Genomic DNA, 19,270 nt, shown 5'->3' on the forward strand with positions numbered 1-19,270 from the left:
CAAACAAAAAACAATAGTGCTCATGAACCCCGTTGATCAATCAAAATTCCCAACAGTAGTTATTATAGGCGGCGGCTTTGGTGGCCTGCAGGTGGCCAAACAACTGGCCGAGAAACCCGTTGAAGTTATCCTGATAGATAAACACAATTACCATACGTTTCAGCCACTGTTGTACCAGGTAGCCACCGGCAGCCTGGAGGCCGAGTCTATCGCCTTTTCGCTTCGTAAAAACTTTGAAGGGCAAAAAAATCTGCGTTTCCGGAATACCGAGGTTACGCGTATTGATGCCGAACGGAATACCGTTGTAACCACTATTGGCGAGATACCCTACGATTACCTGGTGATTGCTACAGGCTCAACCACCAACTTTTTTGGCAATAAGGATATAGAGCATTATGCCATGCCGATGAAATCTATCCCCGAAGCACTGAACCTTCGGTATATGGTGCTGCAAAACCTGGAAGAGGCCATTTTAAAGCCCGCTAAGGAAGAACGCGCACCTTACCTATCCTTTGTATTGGTTGGCGCCGGCCCTACCGGTGTAGAGCTTGCAGGCGCCTTAGCCGAGTTGCGCAACCACGTACTGAACAAGGATTATCCCGAACTGATGAAAGAAGAGATGAAAGTTTACCTGGTAGACTTTTTGCCTAAAGTATTAGGCCCATTCTCTGACGAGGGATCAAAGGCTGCCGAAGATTACCTGCACAAAATGGGCGTTGAGCTATTATTAAACGTAAAAGTAGAAAGCTACGATGGCCACGAGATAAAGTTTGAGGGCGGCAAAAGCATCCTTACCAAAAACGTGATCTGGTCTGCCGGGGTGATGGGCGTGGTGCCCGATGGTGTATCTAAAGACGCTATTGAGCGTGGCAACCGTATTAAGGTAGATACCATTTGCCGCCTGGTGGGCAGCCCCAATATATTTGCCATTGGCGATGTGGCAGCCATGATAACCGAAGAAACACCAAAAGGCCACCCCGGTGTAGCGCAGGTAGCCATACAAATGGGCGAAACTACCGGCAAAAACATCTACAAACTGATCAAAGGCGAGCCTGCCGTTCCGTTTAAGTATAACGACAAAGGATCGTTGGCTACCATTGGCCGCAATAAAGCCATTGCCGATATAGGCAAACTAAAATTCCAGGGCTTTTTTGCCTGGCTGATATGGATGTTTGTGCACCTGATATCCCTGATGGGCGGCCGCAACCGCGTTATTGTTTTTATTAACTGGGTAGCCAGCTATGTTACTTATAATGGCGGTAGCAGGTTGATTATACGTAACTTTAAGCGCGAAGAACTGGTGCAAAAGGACGAGCAGGTATCTAAACCCGACTAACCAATGGCCGAACATTTTAAAATAACCGAATGCCCCCGCGATGCCATGCAGGGCCTGCATAATTTTGTACCTACTGATGTTAAAGCGGCTTACATTAACCTGCTGTTACAGGTGGGTTTTGACACCATTGATTTTGGCAGCTTTGTATCGCCCAAATCCATTCCGCAGATGCGGGATACGGCCGAAGTTTTGGCCGGGCTTGACCTAAGCACCAGCCCATCTAAATTATTAGCTATTATAGCTAATTACAGGGGCGCAGAAGATGCGGTGATCCATCCGGAGATCCATTACCTGGGCTATCCTTTTTCCATTTCAGAAACGTTCCAGCTGCGTAATACCAACACTACTGTGGAGCAGGCTTTTGATAACGTAAAACGCATCAACAATTTGTGCGGCGCAAATAATAAAAGCCTGTTAATCTACCTGTCAATGGGTTTTGGTAACCCTTACGGGGATGAATGGAACACAGATATTGTACAGCATTGGGCTCAAAAAATGACAGATGAGGGGATTGGGTACATCGCCCTGTCAGATACGGTAGGCATTGCCACACCAGAGCAGATCAGCAGCCTTTACCCTACCCTTAAAAATCAATCGCCAATAACTGAATTTGGGCTACACCTGCATTCTACCCCCGATACGTGGCAGGAAAAAATAGCCGCCGCTTATGAAAGTGGCTGCACTAAATTTGATGTGGCATTAAAAGGCTACGGTGGCTGCCCAATGGCCAAAGATGATCTTACAGGCAACATCGCTACCGAAAACCTCGTAGCATTCCTGTTGCATCAAAACATCAACCTGGGGCTTGATCTGGATAAACTTGGCGAGGCTATGGCGTATTCCGGAAGAGTGTTTGGATAATAATGCCCTTATTGAAGCGATCTGTTTAAAGCTGGCCTTTAACTGTATGGGATCTACTTAAAAAATAGCTTCATACTTGATAATTAGGTATATAATCTTAATTCCCGACTTTAAAATCCTGAGTCTACTTCTTCACCATTTTATAATGCCGTATCCCTGCTTCGGTAAACTCCGGCCCGGTTTTTTCAAAACCAAATTTTTCGTACAGGCTTACCGCGGGGATTTGCGAGTTGAGGTAGATATAGTTAGCATCTGCCGGCAAACCGGCCAGAACCGTTTTTACCAATTGCTGCCCTACCCCAAAGCCCCGGTACTTTGCTAAAACTGCAAATCGTTCTAACTTATAGCCATCCGCTGTTTTGCGCCATCTTGCAGCACCTGCTGGTTCATCATCAACAGTTGCCAAATAATGTACAGACTCTTCTTCATTAGCTCTTTCCAGTTCGGCAGGGCAGTTTTGCCCCAAAACAAACACCTCATGCCTGATGGCAAACGCCTTTTCCAGATCGGCAAGGTTATTTATTTGCTTTACTTCTGTTTTTGATGGCATGCTGGTAATGAGATTTTGATTTTAACCCGGATAATTTTTCTTTATGGTTCTCTTCTGCTGCATCTATGGAGTGTGTGCAGGTGATATCGTCTTCTTTTTCTGCCAGATCAGATAGTTGCACATAAAATTTATGCAGCTGATCCAGTTCCTTTTCGGTAAGGTCCTCAATATCAACCATGCGGTTGCTGGCCCCCTGGTGCGAGGCAAGCAGTTCATTCAACTTCAGATGAATAGCCTTCGAGTCTTTATTCTGTGATTTTTGGATCAAAAACACCATTAAAAAGGTAATAATGGTTGTGCCCGTGTTGATGATGAGTTGCCACGTATCCGAATACTTGAATATAGGCCCGGTTACCAGCCATATTAAAATGGTACAAATAGCTATAATAAACGCTGCCGAACTACCTGTAGCAGCTGTGGCCCAGTTAGCAAATCTTTCAAATAAATTTTTTTTACCCCTTGCCATTGTTTTTAAAATTTACATAATAACTAAAAAAAGGCGCCAATGTTATTTAACACAGGCGCCTTTTATGGTTATAAGCTGCAGTAATTACAACTTGCTGTTTACATCAATACAATTAAGGTCGCCAAACGCCTCTGTAAGCCTTTTAACAAAGCTTTCCTCGGCTTTACGCAACCACACGCGCGGGTCGTAATGTTTTTTGTTCGGCGAGTCGTCACCATCGGGGCTGCCAATTTGTGTTTGCAAGTAGCCTTCTTTGGCCTGGTAATAATCCCTTATACCTTCCCAAAATGCAAACTGCATATCGGTATCAATATTCATTTTTATAGCACCGTAAGATATCGCCTCGCGAATTTCTTCCTGGCTGGAACCAGAACCGCCGTGGAATACAAAGTTGATCGGTTTATCGGCAGTAAGGTTATGCTTCTCTTTCAAAAACTCCTGCGAGTTGTGTAAGATAACCGGTTGCAATTTTACGTTACCCGGTTTGTACACACCATGTACGTTACCAAATGCAGCAGCAATGGTAAAACGGTGGCTAACTTTAGAAAGTTCTTCGTAAGCATAAGCAACTTCCTCGGGCTGGGTATATAAACGCGAGCTATCTACGTCAGAGTTATCTACGCCGTCTTCTTCGCCGCCGGTTACACCCAGTTCAATTTCAACGGTCATACCCATTTTGGCCATGCGCTCCAGGTACTTAGCAGATATTTCGATATTTTCTTCGATAGGCTCTTCAGAAAGATCCAGCATATGCGATGAGAACAGCGGCTTACCTGTTTCTGCAAAGAATTTTTCGCCATGCTCTAACAAACCGTCAATCCAGGGCAATAATTTTTTTGCGGCGTGGTCGGTATGTAAAATAACCGCAACACCATAATGCTCGGCTAATAAATGCACGTGTTTAGCCGCAGATACACCGCCTAAAATGCAAGCCTGTAATTTTGAGTTATCTAATGATTTACCCGCGTAAAACTGCGCGCCGCCATTTGATAGCTGAATAATAACAGGTGACTTTACAGCCGCAGCCGTTTCCATTACCGCGTTGATAGTGTTTGTGCCGATAACGTTAACGGCAGGTAAAGCAAACTGATGTTTTTTAGCTGCTTCAAATAGTTCCTGCACTTGGTCACCGTGCAGAACACCTTTAATATTTTTTAAATCCATGAGCGTATGTTTGGGGCTCGAAGTTATCATTTAGATATGAGATTTGAGATATTAGATGTAAGATTTTTAGCTTTTTATACTTTTTTAGTTCCCACATCTGCTTATTATTTACTAAACTTCTCTCTCAAATCTAATATCTCACGTCTCATATCTAAAATATTTTGTTTCTTTGCAGTACTTGAAAGACTTAGAAATAGACATGGCGTGGTTTAAGCGAGAAATTAAAGGGATAATTACGACTACGGAGGAAAAGAAGGAAGCCCCTGACGGCATCTGGAATAAATGCCCAAACTGTAAAAAGCCTTTACACTACTCAGAGCAGGTTGAAAACCAATATGTTTGCCACTATTGTGGTTATCATTTGCGTATCGGCTCTAAAGAGTATTTTTCTGTTTTGTTTGATGATAACCAGTTTACCGAATTGTTTAGCAACCTGCATTCTGGCGACCCTTTAAACTTTACAGATGCCAAAAAATATACCGACAGGGTACGGGAAACTAAAAATAAAACCGGTTTAACTGATGCCATCCGGGCCGCGCATGGCAAAATGAACGGCCAGGATTTAATGATAGCCTGTATGGATTTTAACTTCATCGGCGGATCTATGGGTTCTGTGGTGGGCGAAAAGATTGCCCGCTCTATAGACTTTAGCATTGCCAACAAAGTACCCTTCCTGATGATCTCTAAATCGGGTGGTGCACGTATGATGGAGGCTGCATTCTCGTTAATGCAAATGGCCAAAACATCGGCTAAACTGGCGCTACTTAGCCAGGCAAAAATTCCATATATCTCTTTATTAACCGACCCTACCACGGGTGGTGTTACGGCATCATACGCCATGCTGGGTGATATTAACATTGCCGAGCCGGGGTCGCTGATTGGCTTTGCCGGCCCAAGAGTGATTAAAGAAACTATTAAAAAAGATTTGCCGAAAGGCTTCCAAACCGCAGAGTTTGTACAGGAACACGGCTTTTTGGATTTTATAGTTGACCGCCGCGAAATGAAAGAGAAACTGGCATCATTCTTAAAAATGCTGGCACCGGTTGCCGCTAAAGAAGGAAAAACTGAGCCACAGGCTTAATTAGAAAATACAATCCACAAAAAAGGCCATTCGTTAGTTTTACGAATGGCCTTTTTGCTTTGCCTGATTCAAAAGGAAGTTATATCCCTTCTGTGCCCGGCTCATGCCCTACCATACGGCCGGTGGTGCGGCCCTGCGGGCGGCTGGTGAAATCTGTTTTTGTTGCCGCACCTGTAGACGGGAACTCGTGCTGATCGGGCGGCGTTACATCATTTTGTTCGCTGTATGATGTATCGGCTCCCTCCTGCTGATGTTCCTGCTCGTTATGCTGGCTGTATCCGGTGCCTTCGTTATTTGATTGTTGTTCTTCAGGCGTTTCGTTTGGATTAGTGTCCGGAGTGTACTCCGGGTTTCTTTCGTTGTTTTCCATGGTATTTAGTTTTTAATTGTTAATTAACAAACAATCAAAAACAAGGCCAGTTTTTTAATAGAAAGAAATTCATTTCAAATAATCCATCGTGCCTTCTGAAATCCTAAACCCAGCACAACACCTTGTTTATACGGCCCCCGCAGAGTAATTACCGCCGGTGGTTGCCCCTGCATCGTCATCCAGATCGGTATCATCATCTGCAGTTTCATCATAGTCATCCTCGTCACCGGCCAGGTCATCATCCTCCAGGTCGTCGCCCGTTGCCGAATCCAGATCATCGTCATCATCAGGGCTGTTTGAACCGCTCATGCTTTCGTTAGATGAGTAACTGCCTGGGATGTTACCACCGCCTTCGGTATCATCAAGCGCATTTTCATCAATACCCGAACCTGTATCGGTATCGTCGCTGTAGTTTTGGTTGGTGGTGTCGCCATTATCAGCTGTACCAAAAGAATTTGAGCCTCCGCCCTGATCCTGATTATTCAAATCATCATTCAAGGCATTTTCATTAGTAGTTATCATAGGTTTAATTTTAAATGTACATTAATAACCTATAAAACCGACTAATTGTTTAATCAATTTTTCTAAATATGAAAATAAATTAATTTAAATTACAACAGCACAAAGCTCTTTCAGCTTGGCAACTGTGTAATCCACCTCATCTTTGGTATTATATTTGGAGAAAGAGAACCGTACGGATGGCCTGTCGGGATTGGCACCGATAGCCGTTAACACGTGCGAGCCAATATCCGTGCCCGAACTGCAGGCGCTGCCACCCGATGCCGAGATGCCGGCAATATCCAGGTTAAACAGCAGCATATCCGCCATTTCCATTTCCGGGAAGGAAACGTTTAACACCGTGTACAGGCTTTTAGAAGAGTCTGTTTCGCCGTTGAAGCTTACACCCGGAACGCTTTGCTCCAGTTGTGCCTTCATATAATCCTTCAGATCCTGAATATGGCTTTGATGGGCATCCATTTCTGCATAGGCCATTTCAAGCGCTTTGGCAAGGCCTGCAATACCATAAACGTTTTCGGTACCGCCGCGCATGTTACGCTCCTGAGAGCCACCGTAGATCATCGGGTTGATTTTAACCTTATGGTTGATGTGTAAAAAGCCTACGCCTTTTGGCCCGTGCAGCTTGTGTGCCGCACAAACCATAAAATGCAATTTAAGCTTGCTCAGGTCGTGCTTGTAATGGCCAACTGTTTGCACCGTATCGCTGTGATACATGGCGTTGTAGGCCTCGCAAAGCTCGCCTACATGCTCGATATCGGTTAAGGTACCCAGCTCATTATTGGCATGCATCAGGGATACAAAGCTTCGGTCGTTATTTTTCAGCAGCGTTTCTACATGGTTATAGTCAACATTGCCTTTGCTGTCAACATCTGCATAGCTTAACTTAATAACGCCAGATCTTTGCATCGCCTGCAAGGTATGTAAAACAGCGTGGTGCTCCAGCTTGGTGGTAATGGCATGCGTAAGTTTATGATCTACAATACCGCAGCGGATGGCCGTATTATCGGCTTCGGTACCGCCGCTGGTAAAAAATATCTCGGCAGGCGAAGTATGCAGTAAACCGGCGATGGTTTTGCGTGAACGCTCTATCAGTGTACGCACTTCGCGCCCGTGCGAATGGATGGATGAGGGGTTTCCAAACTGGCCTTCCATCACCTTAAACATTTCTTTTAATACTTCGGGATCAAGAGCGGTAGTAGCGGCATTGTCAAAATAAACACGCATGGTTGTAGTTATTAGTAAATGGTTGATTGGTGAGTGATTCCTATCTTTCAGACATGTCGTCTTCCCGACTTTTCAGCTCTTTCAACTATTCGTTTAAATTCAATATTTCTTTTATATCTGTTATGATCTTGTTGGCCAGGTTATCTGCAACCGTTTCCGAATCACCTTCGGAGTAAATGCGGATGATAGGCTCGGTATTTGATCTGCGCAGGTGTACCCATTGTTTATCAAACTCTATTTTTAACCCATCAATGGTAGAGTGCGGCTGTTTCTGATACTTTTCTTCCACCTTTAACAGCAAGGCATCAATATCCATTTCGGGCGTTAGGGTTATTTTATTTTTAGAGATAAAGTACCCCGGGTAAGATGCCCTCAGCACAGATACAGGCTTGCCATAATTAGCCAGATGGGTAAGAAACAAAGCAATCCCCACCAAAGCATCGCGGCCGTAATGCAGTTCGGGATAGATCACCCCGCCATTGCCTTCGCCGCCAATAACGGCATTTACTTCCTTCATTTTATTTACCACGTTCACTTCGCCTACTGCTGCAGCATGATATTCGCCACCGGCGCTTTCGGTAACATCGCGCAGGGCGCGGGTAGATGACAGGTTGGATACCGTATTACCCTTTGTGTTTTTCAAAACATAATCGGCAACGGCAACCAGGGTATATTCTTCGCCAAACATGCTGCCATCCTCGCAAACAAAGCAAAGGCGGTCAACATCAGGGTCAACGGCTATACCGAGGTCAGATTTTGTTTTTAAAACCTCTTGCGACAAGGCAACCAAATTCTCGGGCAACGGCTCGGGGTTATGCGGAAAATGCCCGTCGGGCTCGCAATAAAGCTCGTGGATAACTTCTACGCCCAGGGCCCTTAGCAAAGCAGGTATAAAAATACCGCCTGTAGAGTTCACACAATCAATAGTCACCTTAAAATTGGCTTTTTTAATTGCTGCAGCATCTACCAAAGGCAGGGCCAAAACCTTGTCGATATGTTTTTGCAGATAGCTGTCATCATTAGTAACCTTGCCCAGGTCGTTCACATCGGCATAAATAAAATCGCTGTTTTCGGCAATTTCTAAAACTTCCTTGCCATCCACATCGCTGATGAATTCGCCTTTTTCGTTCAATAACTTAAGGGCGTTCCATTGCTTGGGGTTATGGCTTGCGGTAAGGATAATGCCCCCGGCAGCATTTTCATCAGGCACGGCAACCTCAACAGTTGGCGTGGTAGAAAGGCCCAGGTCTATCACATCTATACCCAAACCCTGCAGTGTACCAATAACCAGGTTATTCACCATACTGCCGGATAGGCGGGCGTCGCGGCCCAAAACTATTTTTTTGATACCGGTACGCTTAACCGCCCAGCTGCCGTATGCAGATGTAAACTTTACAATATCCAAGGGGGTTAGGCCATCGCCGGCTGCGCCGCCTATGGTACCCCTGATGCCCGAAATTGATTTTATAAGTGTCAAAACGTACTAATTATTGAGCCGCAAAAGTAACAATATTAAGTGATAGCTTGTAAAAAACCAGCACTTTATGCGTCATTTTATTGGCTATATTTACAGCCAGTTGAAAACACTAAGTATAACACTATCATAAGCTGATGCCCGATTTTCTGCTAAACTTTGACCGGCATTTATTTTACCTCATTAACCACAACCTGTCGAACCCGTTTTTTGACGGCTTGATGCCCCTGATGCGCAACCCCAAATTCTGGATCCCGCTGTATCTGTTCATCATCATTTTCAGCATCTGGCGATATAAAAAACAGGGCATACTACTGGTTATTTTTTTGGCCCTTGCCGTTGGCTTTGCAGATTTTACCAGCGCCGGCATCATTAAACCTTATATTACACGCCTGCGCCCCTGCCGCGACCCGCTAACCGCATTAACCGATATAAACCGCGTTGCCTGCGGCACGGGCTACAGCTTCCCATCTACCCATGCTACCGACCACTTTGCCATAGCCTTGTTTTTAGGCTTGTTATTTTATAAGCGATGGAAATGGGTGTTACCTGCCGCTATATTATGGGCAGCCATTATTTGCTTTGCCCAGGTATATGTAGGCGTACACTACCCGCTGGATGTTACAGGCGGGGCTATTTATGGCAGCTTAATTGGTGTGCTGTTTGCTTTTGGATTTAGAAAGGTTGTGCCCGGGTTCAAAGCGTAGATCAAGCATTTACATCAAGAAGTAAACTCATAATCTTATGGTAAGCGTCCTTAACCATTTGTCGGTTATAGTATTTTATAAGCTCGACTGACATAAAAAAAGCGCTTATTAAGCGCCATATAATTTTCTTGATTCCTGATTCTAAAACCCCTGATCCTCTCAGCTTACCCTCTCATCTTATCCAGCAGATCGCTTAGTTGGCCTGCTTCTTCTTCGGTAAGGTTTTGCTTAAAAAAATCTTTGGTTTTTAGTTCTGCATCCATTTTTTTCAGGATTGCCAGGCCTTCATCGCTGATGCGGATATCAACGGCACGGCGGTCGCGGGAGTTGGTGCAGCGCGACACCAGGCCTTTTTGAACCAACCTGTCTACAATACGGGATGCATCCGACATTTTGTCTACCATCCTATCCTTTAATAAATTAACGGTGGCCGGCTTGGGGTATTGCCCCCGCAGGATACGCAGGATATTGAATTGCTGTTGGGTAAGATTAAATTTCTCGAATTTAGGGCGCATGTGGTTGTTGATCCAACCAGAGGTATAGGCCAGATTGATCACCATTTTATGGTAATTATCTTCAAAATTGGTACTTTTTATATCTTCCTCTATTCCCATGATTTAACTATGCGGCAAATATAACCTATTTATTTTTTTCTTTTTTATGCGGCTGCTCTCCACGGTAATTCCAGGGGCAGTGCAGGCACTTATTTTTACAGCAATATCCGCGTTTTAAGTGATATTCTTTTGTAAAAACAAAGTTACCATCGGCGTTAACATAATAATCAACGTTCTCCTGCAGCATCAGTTTAGCAATTTTACAAAAATACGGTTATTAAAATAATTTTTAAGATGGGTGCCGTTACCATGCAGCGTCCAGATCTGTTGTGGGCCGGTTTGTTCTATGGTTTTGATAATGTCGTTCCAGTCGGCATGGTCGGATATGAAAAGGGTATCCTGGCTGTTTACCTGCAGGTTTTTCCAGCCGGATGCAAACAGGCGTTTCACCCCCGTGGCCCTTATATAGCTTTCAAACGTAAACGGCGGCACAATGTACACCCACTCCTCCTGCGTTTTCATCAGCTTGCGGCCATATACCTGATGATCGCCCAATTCAAACCCCATTTTTTGGTAGATGGCATTAACAGGCATAATACGATGATGCACCAGTATCTTTTTTTGCGGGGCATGTTCATTGATCATCCGGATGAGCCGCTGGCTTTTACCCAGGCTGTAGGCCCCCAGCAAAATGTTTATTTTAATATCGTTTAGTTTTTTGATCTCCGCTACCGGGTTGGGGTGGGCAGTACCGGGGTCGGCAAAGGTACTTTCGGTGATCAGCACATCGGCCTTTACAAACTGGTATGGTTCGCAGGTAGCATCGGGCTGTAGTTTATAATCGCCGGTGTACAGGTAGCGTGTGCCTTTATATTCCATTAAAACCTGTGCAGAGCCCGGCATATGGCCCGCCGGGATAAAAGTTATCTGCACATCGCCAACGGTAAACGGCGAGTGATAAGCCGCCATACGGCTTGTTTTAGCCGCGCCTTTGCCATATCGCAATTGCATAAAGGCGTAGGTAGCAGGGGTAGTGTAAACGTTTATGTTACCGCTTACGGCGTGGTCTGCATGGGCGTGCGAGATCACAGCATTGCTTACCGGCTGCTGCGGATCCAGATAAAAATCGGCATAACGGCAATAAAGGCCGTTGGTGTTAAAGGCAATAAAATCGTCTAAGATCATGAATTTTGCTGGGCGAGCGACAGGTACAGTTGGTGCAGTTTCAGCACTTGCGGTATTACCGGCTGCGTATCGTCATTTATAATTACATCATTGGCCAGGGCCAGTTTTTTCTGTTCGGTAAACTGGCGGTCGTTGCGGCTGTTCACTTCGGCAGCGGTTATGCCGTCGCGCCGGGTAACGCGCTTGATGCGCAGATCTAAAGGCGCCGTAACCATTACCGCCCTGTTACACATTTTGTAGGAGTCGCTTTCAAAAAGCAGGGCGGCCTCCTTAAGTACATAAGGCACATTTTTTTGCCCTGCCATCCAATTATCAAACGCCCTGAATGTAGCCGGATGCACCAAAGCATTTAATTTTATCAATTCATCAGGGTTATTGAATACAATACCGGCTATATATTTGCGGTTCAGGCTGCCATCGGCAAAGTAAGCCTGATTGCCAAAGGTTTGTTTAATACCTGTAATCAGCAGGCTATCTTCAATCATCACTTTTTTGGCTTCGTCATCCGCGTAAAATACGGGGATGCCCAATACCTCAAATATCTTGCAAACCGTTGTTTTACCGCTGCCTATATTACCGGTGATGCCTACTTTAAACATTACTTTTTAACAATAAAATCAACATTTTGCGGTATTATCTTCACCACTTTACTGTATGATGGCAGGCGGGTTACCTTTACAAGCAAAGTGCTGTAGCCGTTGTGGCGCCATTGGTCAAGGTCGGCTACGGCCTCAAAATCGTCTTCGTTCAGGTCTGGGTAATTGGTAAGCGATGTGGTAAGCGTAACCTTTACCTTTTGCGGAAACACCTTTACATCATAATAATTATGGTTGTTGATGAGCTTAACCGGCACCTCCACCGTTTTTTCGGTGTATTCATCAATGGGGATATTTACCATTACACTTTTAGGCAAAATATCTAAATTACCTTCCCTAACGTTCTGCAGGCTTACCCGCCCGCTAAAATCCTCGTTGGCGCCGTTCATCTTTACGGTATCGGTTTTCCAGGAAGTGATCCTGGCCAGCATTTCTGCAGGGCCGCTAATGGTAACGTAACGCGGCTTAATAATAATATGGTCTGATTGTGCAAACTGCTTTTGATAACTAATGGCGCTAACCAGCTCTACCGGTACTTTTTTAACCGTGCGGCTGCTAAAATCAAAAAACAAGGTATCGGGGCTTACAGATATGATCTCGTGATCAAGATCTTTTTTGGCATTGATCTGTTTAAGCTGCGCGGTAAGCACCACATAATTTTTGGCATCCAGGGTGTGCAGGTCAACATTTATTACTTTTTTATCCTCGTTAAACTTGGCAAATAACAATTGCCAGCCGGTGCCCTGTACAATGGTGTTTACGGTATCTGACTGTAAAGGATGAAAAGCGCGCTTTTGCGGGGCGTTCCTGAAGGTTACCACCTGCTTAATGGTAAACTTGTAGGGGTTGGATAAAGCTGTAAACAACCAGGCAAAAATGGCAAATACCAGGCAGGTAACAAAGGCTGATAACCGCCGGCGTTCAATTGCTGATAATTTGATTATTGCCATTTTTTGAGGTAAAGCAGAAAGCGAAAAGCTGAAAGCATTAGTGAAAAGATATATCTTTTTTACGCAGCCTTCAGCTTTTCGCTTAATATAATTTTTACGGGGCTTTAGCTTTTTGCTGCCGGTGCAGGTGTGTTAAGCAGCTTGGAGGCTTCTAAAGACACAGCAGACTTATCGAAACGGATGCGGCCGCCGCCTTCTGTTTCTACTAAAAAGGTGGTATCGGCCACTTCATAGATCTTGCCGTGGATACCGGCAGTGGTAACTATTTTGTCGCCCTTTTTTAATTCCTCTACATACTTTTTCTGGTCCTTTTGTTTTTTAACCTGCGGGCGGATCATGAAAAAGTAAAACACTACGGCAATTAAACCGAACATGATCAATTGCTGAATGCCCATTCCTCCGGCCTGTAATAAAACTGTTGCTATCATTTAACTTAATTATTGAATTTGTGATTGATTGAATGAGCGGTTAAACCGCATGCACTCCTATTATATTATTTATTAGGAGTTGTTGTGGTTACTTCGCCAATTAAATGCACCATGCTTTGCGCAGGTACTGTATTTGATGTAATGGTGATCTGCTTATCCTGCAAACCCATTTTACCGGCGCTGTTAAAGGTTACCTTTATTTCGCCGCTGGCACCGGGCGGTATCGGCGCTGTTGGCCACTCGGGCTTGGTGCAGCCACAGGTTGCAATGGCATCCTTAATAATTAAAGGCGATTTACCCGTGTTGGTAAATTTAAAGGCGTAGCTAACTTTTGCGCCTTCGGTAATTTTACCAAAATCGTGCGTTTCCTTTTCAAACTTCATTACCGGTGCATTGGTAGCGCTTGTGTTGCCCGCATCAGATACGGCGGCAGAAGCACGCTGGCCCGTTTGGTTGCAGGCGGTTGTAAAAAACAAACCGGCAACTATTACATATAAAAACAACTTTTTCATTTAATATTAATTTACTGTCCCGATAAAAGTACCGGATTGTTGGTTTATTAAATTTTAGGGAATATTAACGTTTCAAATAAGTTTATTCTCCACTTAAATTCACCGCCCACACTTCCTTATTCTATCAAGCCCCTGCCTGCTTTTTTAACTTTGTTTTGGGCTTTAAGCTCAAACAAAATCTTGTCTAATATACCGTTTATAAACGAATTACTTTTTGGCGTGCTAAACTCTTTAGAGATCTCCAGATACTCGTTAATGGTAACCTTAACCGGGATAGACGTAAAATTAATAAATTCTACAATGGCCATCTTCATCAGCAGAGTATCCATCATGGCGATCCGGTCGGGCTCCCAGTTTTGGGTTTTTTCTGCAATAAGCACCTGATAAGCGGCATCGTGGCGAATGCTTTGCTCAAACAGGTTCACTACAAACTCCCTGTCCTCTACCCAGTTACCGCTAATTTCGGCCAGTTTATTCTCTTTGTAATTATCCGACGAGAAGTTTTTAAAAGTTTTGGCAATTAAGGCCTGCAGCACTTCGCGGTCTACCGGCCAGTAAATAAACTTATCTTCAAAAACCTGCTCGGCTAATGACGATTTAAGGATCACCTTTTTAAAGATGAACTTAATGATGTCTTTATCGGTTTGTAAGGTATCATCCGTTTTTGCCACGTATTCGGCATACTCGGGCGAATTTTTAAGGGTAGTGAATAATGATTTTGCCAGTTCGGGGTCAAAGGACCACTCCACTTTATACTTTTTAAGGGCTATCAGGTAGTCCCTGTTATCCTTTAACGACAGGATGAAACGGTTGCTCAAGATCTTAACGCTGGCGTTCAGATCATCTGCTGTTGGTAAATGCTTGTTGGCCCGCTCGGCTGCATCTGTTTCGGTATAATCAATAACCTCGCTTATCAGCGATAGCATCCAGATATACATTTCAAAAACCTGGTCTATACTGTGCAGCAAATGCTTTTCATGAGATTTGATGTCTTTAGTATCCGACTGGTGGAACGCGTACAGCGATTGTAACACTTTTACCCTAAGGTGCCTTCTGTTTAACATGTTGTAAGAACGATTATGGCCCGTTAAAACCCGGGCTATGATAAATTTTTAATAGGTTGATTTTACTTTTTTAATATCAGCAATACGCTTTTCGGCAATTTTGTTTGCGGCATCGGTAGTAGAAATTTTTTCGAGCTTAGATAATTTTAAAACATTACGCGTTGCCTCGTAAATATTTTCGGTAAGCTGCAGGGTACGTTTCTTACTAAAGCCCATCAATTCCGAGTAGCAATTAATAATGCCACCGGCATTAATAACGTAATCCGGCGCAAATAGTATGCCTTTTTCCAACAACATTTCGCCATGCTGATGCTCGTCCTGCAACTGGTTATTGGCAGACCCTGCAATAATGCTGCATTTAAGCTTGCCAATGGTTTCGGTGTTAATGATGGCCCCCAACGCGCAGGGCGAAAAAATATCTGCATCAATATCAAATATCGAGTTATTTGAAACCGCTTCTGCCCCGTATTTTTTAGATACCTGGCGGGTGCGCTCGTCATTAATATCGCTGATGTAAACTTTAGCATTCTCATCGCGCAGCAGCTTAACCAGGTTTTCGCCCACGTGGCCGATGCCCTGCACAATTACCGATTTACCCGTTAGGCTATCTGTACCAAACTGCTCCCTTACACAGGCTTTAATGCCCATATAAACGCCTTTAGCCGCAATTGGCGATGGGTCGCCGCTGCCGCCCAGGCTCTCGGGGATGCCGGTAACATGCTGGGTTTCCATGCGGATGTACTCCATATCGCGCGGGTTGGTACCCACATCTTCGGATGTGATGAACTCGCCGTTAAGATTTTTAATGAAGCGGCCAAACTTGCGCATCATGGCCTCGGTTTTGTCTTTGCGCGAGTCGCCGATGATCACCGAATAGCCGCCGCCCATGTTAAGCCCGGCAATCGCACACTTATACGTCATGCTTTTAGATAGGCGCAGCACATCGTTCAGCGCATCCCCTTCAGATTTGTAGGCCCACATACGCGTGCTGCCGAAAGCAGGGCCCAGTGTGGTATCATGTATGGCTATAATTGCCCTTAAGCCGGTATCAGGGTCGCTGCAAAAAACAACTTTTTTGTGCCCGAAAACATCGAGCTGGTTAAAAATTTGATCTGTTGGTTGCTGAACGGACATTGAGATACGGCAAGTGTATTTAATTGCCCTGCAAAAGTAGAGGTTTTTTTTATTGTGGCAAAGTTAAAGTCGGAAAGTCTACAGTCCGGAAGCCAATAGAACTTAGATTGTAGCTATTTTTACTTTAGAGTTACCATTAAACCTGTACTTTTGGAAAACAAGGCGGTATCTTCCAGTCTTTCGGACTTTACTGCCTTTCCGGACTAATACTCATGAAAGATCTCGCATACCTCAATAAGTTCTTCTATAAATACCGCTGGCGCCTGGTGCCGGGCGTGCTGTTTGTAATTATATCCAATATATTCGGGGTGTTGCCCGCGCAGGTTATCCGGGTAGCGTTTGACCTGGTTACCGAAAACATTGGTGTTTACCAGCTGTTCGACGGCTTTAACAGGCAGCAGGTTATCTACGATATTTTTGGCTCCAGCCTGTTGCTTTTTGGCCTGTTGGTGCTGATACTTGCCCTGCTGCGGGGCTTGTTCCTGTTTTTTATGCGGCAAACCATCATCCTGATGTCGCGGCATATCGAGTATGATCTGAAGAACGAGATCTATGCACATTACCAGCTTTTATCCCTGGCCTTTTACCGCCGCCACAACACCGGCGACCTGATGAACCGCGTTACCGAGGATGTAAGCCGTGTGCGCATGTACCTGGGGCCGGGCATTATGTACACCATCAATACGGTTATCCTGTTTATACTGGTGATATATGCTATGCTAACGGTGAATGTAAGGCTGGCGGTATTTTCGGTATTGCCCCTGCCCGTGCTGGCGGTTATTATATTTTATGTAAATACCATTATCGAGCATCGCAGCGAGAAGATCCAGCAGCGATTGTCGGGCTTATCCAGCTTCGTGCAGGAGAATTTCTCGGGTATCCGCGTCATCAAATCATACGTACGCGAGGCTTTTGTAAGAGAAAAGTTTGCCGCCGAAAGCGAAGATTATAAAACTCAAAGCATGGCCATGGCTAAGGTGCAGGCCCTCTTCTTCCCATCTATGCTGCTGCTGATAGGCCTTAGCAATGTTATTACCATGTATATTGGCGGCGTAGAGGTGATGAAGGGCAATATCACCCCGGGCAATATCGCCGAATTTATTGTTTACCTGAATATGCTGGCCTTCCCGGTGATCTCCCTGGGTTGGGTAACCTCGCTGATACAGCGCGCGGCGGCATCCCAAAAACGCATTAACGAATTTTTGCATGAGGAGCCGGAGATCCAATCGCCGATAGTTGCCGGCCATATGCTTACCGGTAAAATAGAGTTTAGCAACGTTACCTTCAATTATCCGGATACGGGCATTACGGCGTTAAAAAACGTCTCGTTTAGGGCGAACCCGGGCGAAATAGTGGCGATTATTGGTCGTACAGGGTCGGGCAAATCCACCATCGCCAATTTAATTATGCGCATGTACGATACCACCGGCGGCGAGATCCTGATAGACGACAAACCCTTAACCAGGCTAAACCTTAACAACTACCGCTCGCAGATCGGCTTTGTGCCGCAGGAGGTTTTCCTGTTCTCGGATATCATATCGCATAACATAGCCTTCAGCGCCGATGTTTTGGATATGCCGCGGGTAGAACAAGCCGCCAAAGATGCTGCCGTTTACAACAACATTATGGAGCTGGAAAAAGGCTTCGAAACGCTGATAGGCGAGCGTGGCGTAACACTTTCGGGCGGGCAAAAACAGCGTGTAAGTATTGCAAGGGCCATTGTAAAGCATCCGCAGGTACTGATATTTGATGATTGCCTGTCGGCTGTGGATACCCGCACCGAAGAGGAGATACTAAGCAACCTTGGCCGTATCATGCATGGTAAAACCAGTATCATTATATCGCACCGCATATCTACCATCAAAAACGCCGATAATATTTTAGTGCTTGATAACGGCGAAATAGTTGAACAAGGCACCCACGCCCAACTGATGAATAACAAAGGCCCGTACTTTGAACTGTATGAAAAACAACTGCTTGAAGAAGAAGAATAAGCCTAAACGCAACTCTTTACAGTTTATACGCGTAAAAGTTTCTATAAGTATTTAATTATTGCTTAATTAAATACTTGCAATTGTATTTTTATATATATTTAGGCCACCAAAACTATTACAAGAAAAAAACTTATGAGAGATTTTGACAACAGAGAGCGTGAAGAAGTGTACTCCAAAAAAGTGAGGGCCGGGAAGAGGACTTATTTTTTTGATGTAAAGGCAACCAGGTCTAACGATTATTATGTAACCATTACAGAGAGCAAAAAACGTTTAGAGGATGGCGTTTTTGTAAAACATAAAATTTTCCTTTACAAAGAGGATTTTGAAAAATTTGCCGAGGGGTTAAAAGACACCGTAGATTATATTAAAGACCACCAGGAAGTGGTAGAAAAGCGTTACGAATTTAGCGAAAATGCCGAAGTAGCTAAAGCAGACGAAGATTTCTCTTACTAATAACCACGCACAAACAAACCTAACTTATAACAACAAACCCCGCCTTTAAAAAGCGGGGTTTTGTTGTTTACAGATATTTTATAAATATATTACTGGGCCAAATGTGCTGCATTTGCACCAACAAATATCATCGCAAAAAAGAATAATATCATAAATGCGATATATACGATGCTAAAAATACCCCAAAGCTTAAAAAATGATTTTAGCTTACCTAAAGCCGATGTTACATCTACTAAATTACTATAAGTGATACCTTTTTTAATGCGATCACCAAACTGGTAAAGGTATAAGGCAAAGAAAAAGCTTACTGCCGCCAAAAGCAAATACACGGCGGTAACTACGCCACCCATGCCTGCTGCCCCCGCTAAAAGAGGATTCATTGCGGCCATTGTTGTAAACATAGTGCCTACAAACAAAGCCATTAAACCAATAAATACAGTACCTATGAAACCTAATATGCCTAAAAAATAAGCCCATTGCCCGGCCTTTTGTAAGTAATACTGCGCTTGTTCTGTTATGATCATTTGTGGCTCTGGAGCCGCCTGGGGGATTGTTTCTTCAATTTCCATTGTATTGATAAGGTGTTTAAATTTTATTAAAGATATTAATTATCTAAACCGAAACAAGGAAATTTATAACAAAACACCC

Annotated in this window: 23 protein-coding genes; 6 read left to right on the forward strand and 17 right to left on the reverse strand. The window is 44.3% G+C overall.

What is annotated here, in order from left to right:
- Window positions 1-22: 22 nt before the first annotated feature.
- Window positions 23-1,336 (forward strand): NAD(P)/FAD-dependent oxidoreductase, encoded by a 1,314-nt coding sequence (locus tag E2R65_RS16655; RefSeq protein WP_134337620.1) that lies wholly within the window; start codon window positions 23-25, stop codon window positions 1,334-1,336.
- A 3-nt stretch (window positions 1,337-1,339) separates the two neighbouring features.
- Window positions 1,340-2,197 (forward strand): hydroxymethylglutaryl-CoA lyase, encoded by an 858-nt coding sequence (locus E2R65_RS16660; RefSeq protein WP_134337621.1) that lies wholly within the window; start codon window positions 1,340-1,342, stop codon window positions 2,195-2,197.
- Window positions 2,198-2,321: 124 nt separating this feature from the next.
- On the opposite strand, the gene E2R65_RS16665 is transcribed toward E2R65_RS16660, so the two are convergent.
- The 3 genes from E2R65_RS16665 to fbaA all read right to left on the reverse strand — a co-directional run bounded on the left by E2R65_RS16665 (window position 2,322) and on the right by fbaA (window position 4,377).
- The gene (locus E2R65_RS16665) at window positions 2,322-2,747 is read right to left on the reverse strand and encodes a GNAT family N-acetyltransferase (RefSeq protein ID WP_134337622.1); all 426 of its coding nucleotides are present in this window, start codon (window positions 2,745-2,747) and stop codon (window positions 2,322-2,324) included.
- A complete protein-coding gene (locus E2R65_RS16670; protein WP_134337623.1) occupies window positions 2,713-3,213 on the reverse strand; it encodes a low affinity iron permease family protein in 501 nt (166 codons plus the stop codon). The genes E2R65_RS16665 and E2R65_RS16670 overlap by 35 nt, the downstream gene beginning before the upstream one ends.
- 84 nt (window positions 3,214-3,297) lie before the next feature.
- A complete protein-coding gene (gene fbaA / locus E2R65_RS16675) occupies window positions 3,298-4,377 on the reverse strand; it encodes a class II fructose-bisphosphate aldolase (RefSeq protein ID WP_134337624.1) in 1,080 nt (359 codons plus the stop codon).
- 199 nt (window positions 4,378-4,576) lie between these two features.
- On the opposite strand from fbaA, the gene accD reads away from it, so the two are divergent.
- The gene (gene accD / locus E2R65_RS16680) at window positions 4,577-5,458 is read left to right on the forward strand and encodes an acetyl-CoA carboxylase, carboxyltransferase subunit beta (RefSeq protein ID WP_134337714.1); all 882 of its coding nucleotides are present in this window, start codon (window positions 4,577-4,579) and stop codon (window positions 5,456-5,458) included.
- Window positions 5,459-5,537: 79 nt separating this feature from the next.
- Here the strand turns inward: accD and E2R65_RS16685 are convergent, their stop codons facing one another.
- The 4 genes from E2R65_RS16685 to glmM all read right to left on the reverse strand — a co-directional run bounded on the left by E2R65_RS16685 (window position 5,538) and on the right by glmM (window position 9,048).
- Window positions 5,538-5,828 (reverse strand): hypothetical protein, encoded by a 291-nt coding sequence (locus E2R65_RS16685; RefSeq protein ID WP_134337625.1) that lies wholly within the window; start codon window positions 5,826-5,828, stop codon window positions 5,538-5,540.
- A gap of 126 nt (window positions 5,829-5,954) precedes the next feature.
- Window positions 5,955-6,350 (reverse strand): hypothetical protein, encoded by a 396-nt coding sequence (locus E2R65_RS16690; RefSeq protein ID WP_134337626.1) that lies wholly within the window; start codon window positions 6,348-6,350, stop codon window positions 5,955-5,957.
- A gap of 84 nt (window positions 6,351-6,434) precedes the next feature.
- Window positions 6,435-7,571 (reverse strand): cysteine desulfurase family protein, encoded by a 1,137-nt coding sequence (locus E2R65_RS16695; protein WP_134337627.1) that lies wholly within the window; start codon window positions 7,569-7,571, stop codon window positions 6,435-6,437.
- 85 nt (window positions 7,572-7,656) lie between these two features.
- Window positions 7,657-9,048 (reverse strand): phosphoglucosamine mutase, encoded by a 1,392-nt coding sequence (gene glmM / locus E2R65_RS16700; RefSeq protein ID WP_134337628.1) that lies wholly within the window; start codon window positions 9,046-9,048, stop codon window positions 7,657-7,659.
- A gap of 134 nt (window positions 9,049-9,182) precedes the next feature.
- Here glmM and E2R65_RS16705 point away from each other — a divergent pair, with 134 nt between their 5' ends.
- Window positions 9,183-9,752 carry a phosphatase PAP2 family protein gene (locus E2R65_RS16705; RefSeq protein ID WP_134337629.1) on the forward strand — a complete coding sequence of 190 codons (570 nt, stop codon included), beginning with the start codon at window positions 9,183-9,185 and terminating at the stop codon, window positions 9,750-9,752.
- 164 nt (window positions 9,753-9,916) lie between these two features.
- Here the strand turns inward: E2R65_RS16705 and E2R65_RS16710 are convergent, their stop codons facing one another.
- From E2R65_RS16710 to E2R65_RS16745, 9 genes are all read right to left on the reverse strand, one after another.
- On the reverse strand, window positions 9,917-10,366 hold the full coding sequence (locus E2R65_RS16710; RefSeq protein WP_134337630.1) for a MarR family winged helix-turn-helix transcriptional regulator: 450 nt from the start codon (window positions 10,364-10,366) through the stop codon (window positions 9,917-9,919).
- A 25-nt stretch (window positions 10,367-10,391) separates the two neighbouring features.
- Entirely contained in the window at window positions 10,392-10,553 is a 162-nt protein-coding gene (locus E2R65_RS19670) for a DUF5522 domain-containing protein (protein WP_158285290.1), read from the reverse strand.
- Entirely contained in the window at window positions 10,553-11,491 is a 939-nt protein-coding gene (locus E2R65_RS16715; protein WP_134337631.1) for an MBL fold metallo-hydrolase, read from the reverse strand. The genes E2R65_RS19670 and E2R65_RS16715 overlap by 1 nt, the downstream gene beginning before the upstream one ends.
- Complete coding sequence (gene coaE / locus E2R65_RS16720) at window positions 11,488-12,090, reverse strand: dephospho-CoA kinase (RefSeq protein WP_134337632.1); 603 nt, start codon at window positions 12,088-12,090, stop codon at window positions 11,488-11,490. The genes E2R65_RS16715 and coaE overlap by 4 nt, the downstream gene beginning before the upstream one ends.
- Window positions 12,090-13,037, reverse strand: coding sequence for a YbbR-like domain-containing protein (locus E2R65_RS16725; RefSeq protein ID WP_134337633.1), 948 nt, complete (start codon window positions 13,035-13,037; stop codon window positions 12,090-12,092). Before E2R65_RS16725 ends, coaE begins: the two co-directional genes overlap by 1 nt.
- A 104-nt stretch (window positions 13,038-13,141) precedes the next feature.
- Window positions 13,142-13,465, reverse strand: a complete 324-nt coding sequence (gene yajC, locus E2R65_RS16730) for a preprotein translocase subunit YajC (protein ID WP_134337634.1) — start codon at window positions 13,463-13,465, stop codon at window positions 13,142-13,144.
- 65 nt (window positions 13,466-13,530) lie between these two features.
- On the reverse strand, window positions 13,531-13,977 hold the full coding sequence (locus E2R65_RS16735; RefSeq protein WP_134337635.1) for a DUF1573 domain-containing protein: 447 nt from the start codon (window positions 13,975-13,977) through the stop codon (window positions 13,531-13,533).
- A gap of 116 nt (window positions 13,978-14,093) precedes the next feature.
- Complete coding sequence (gene nusB, locus E2R65_RS16740) at window positions 14,094-15,041, reverse strand: transcription antitermination factor NusB (protein ID WP_134337636.1); 948 nt, start codon at window positions 15,039-15,041, stop codon at window positions 14,094-14,096.
- Between the two features lie 48 nt (window positions 15,042-15,089).
- Window positions 15,090-16,175, reverse strand: a complete 1,086-nt coding sequence (locus tag E2R65_RS16745; RefSeq protein WP_134337637.1) for a Glu/Leu/Phe/Val family dehydrogenase — start codon at window positions 16,173-16,175, stop codon at window positions 15,090-15,092.
- A gap of 212 nt (window positions 16,176-16,387) precedes the next feature.
- On the opposite strand from E2R65_RS16745, the gene E2R65_RS16750 reads away from it, so the two are divergent.
- Window positions 16,388-18,169: an ABC transporter ATP-binding protein gene (locus E2R65_RS16750; RefSeq protein WP_134337638.1), complete on the forward strand. Its 1,782-nt coding sequence runs from the start codon at window positions 16,388-16,390 to the stop codon at window positions 18,167-18,169.
- Window positions 18,170-18,301: 132 nt separating this feature from the next.
- Window positions 18,302-18,622 carry a DUF3276 family protein gene (locus tag E2R65_RS16755; RefSeq protein WP_134337639.1) on the forward strand — a complete coding sequence of 107 codons (321 nt, stop codon included), beginning with the start codon at window positions 18,302-18,304 and terminating at the stop codon, window positions 18,620-18,622.
- An 89-nt stretch (window positions 18,623-18,711) separates the two neighbouring features.
- On the opposite strand, the gene E2R65_RS16760 is transcribed toward E2R65_RS16755, so the two are convergent.
- Window positions 18,712-19,191 (reverse strand): DUF5362 family protein, encoded by a 480-nt coding sequence (locus E2R65_RS16760; RefSeq protein WP_134337640.1) that lies wholly within the window; start codon window positions 19,189-19,191, stop codon window positions 18,712-18,714.
- Between the last annotated feature and the right edge of the window lie 79 nt (window positions 19,192-19,270).

It is taken from the genome of Mucilaginibacter phyllosphaerae (assembly GCF_004378255.1).
Classification (GTDB): domain Bacteria; phylum Bacteroidota; class Bacteroidia; order Sphingobacteriales; family Sphingobacteriaceae; genus Mucilaginibacter; species Mucilaginibacter phyllosphaerae.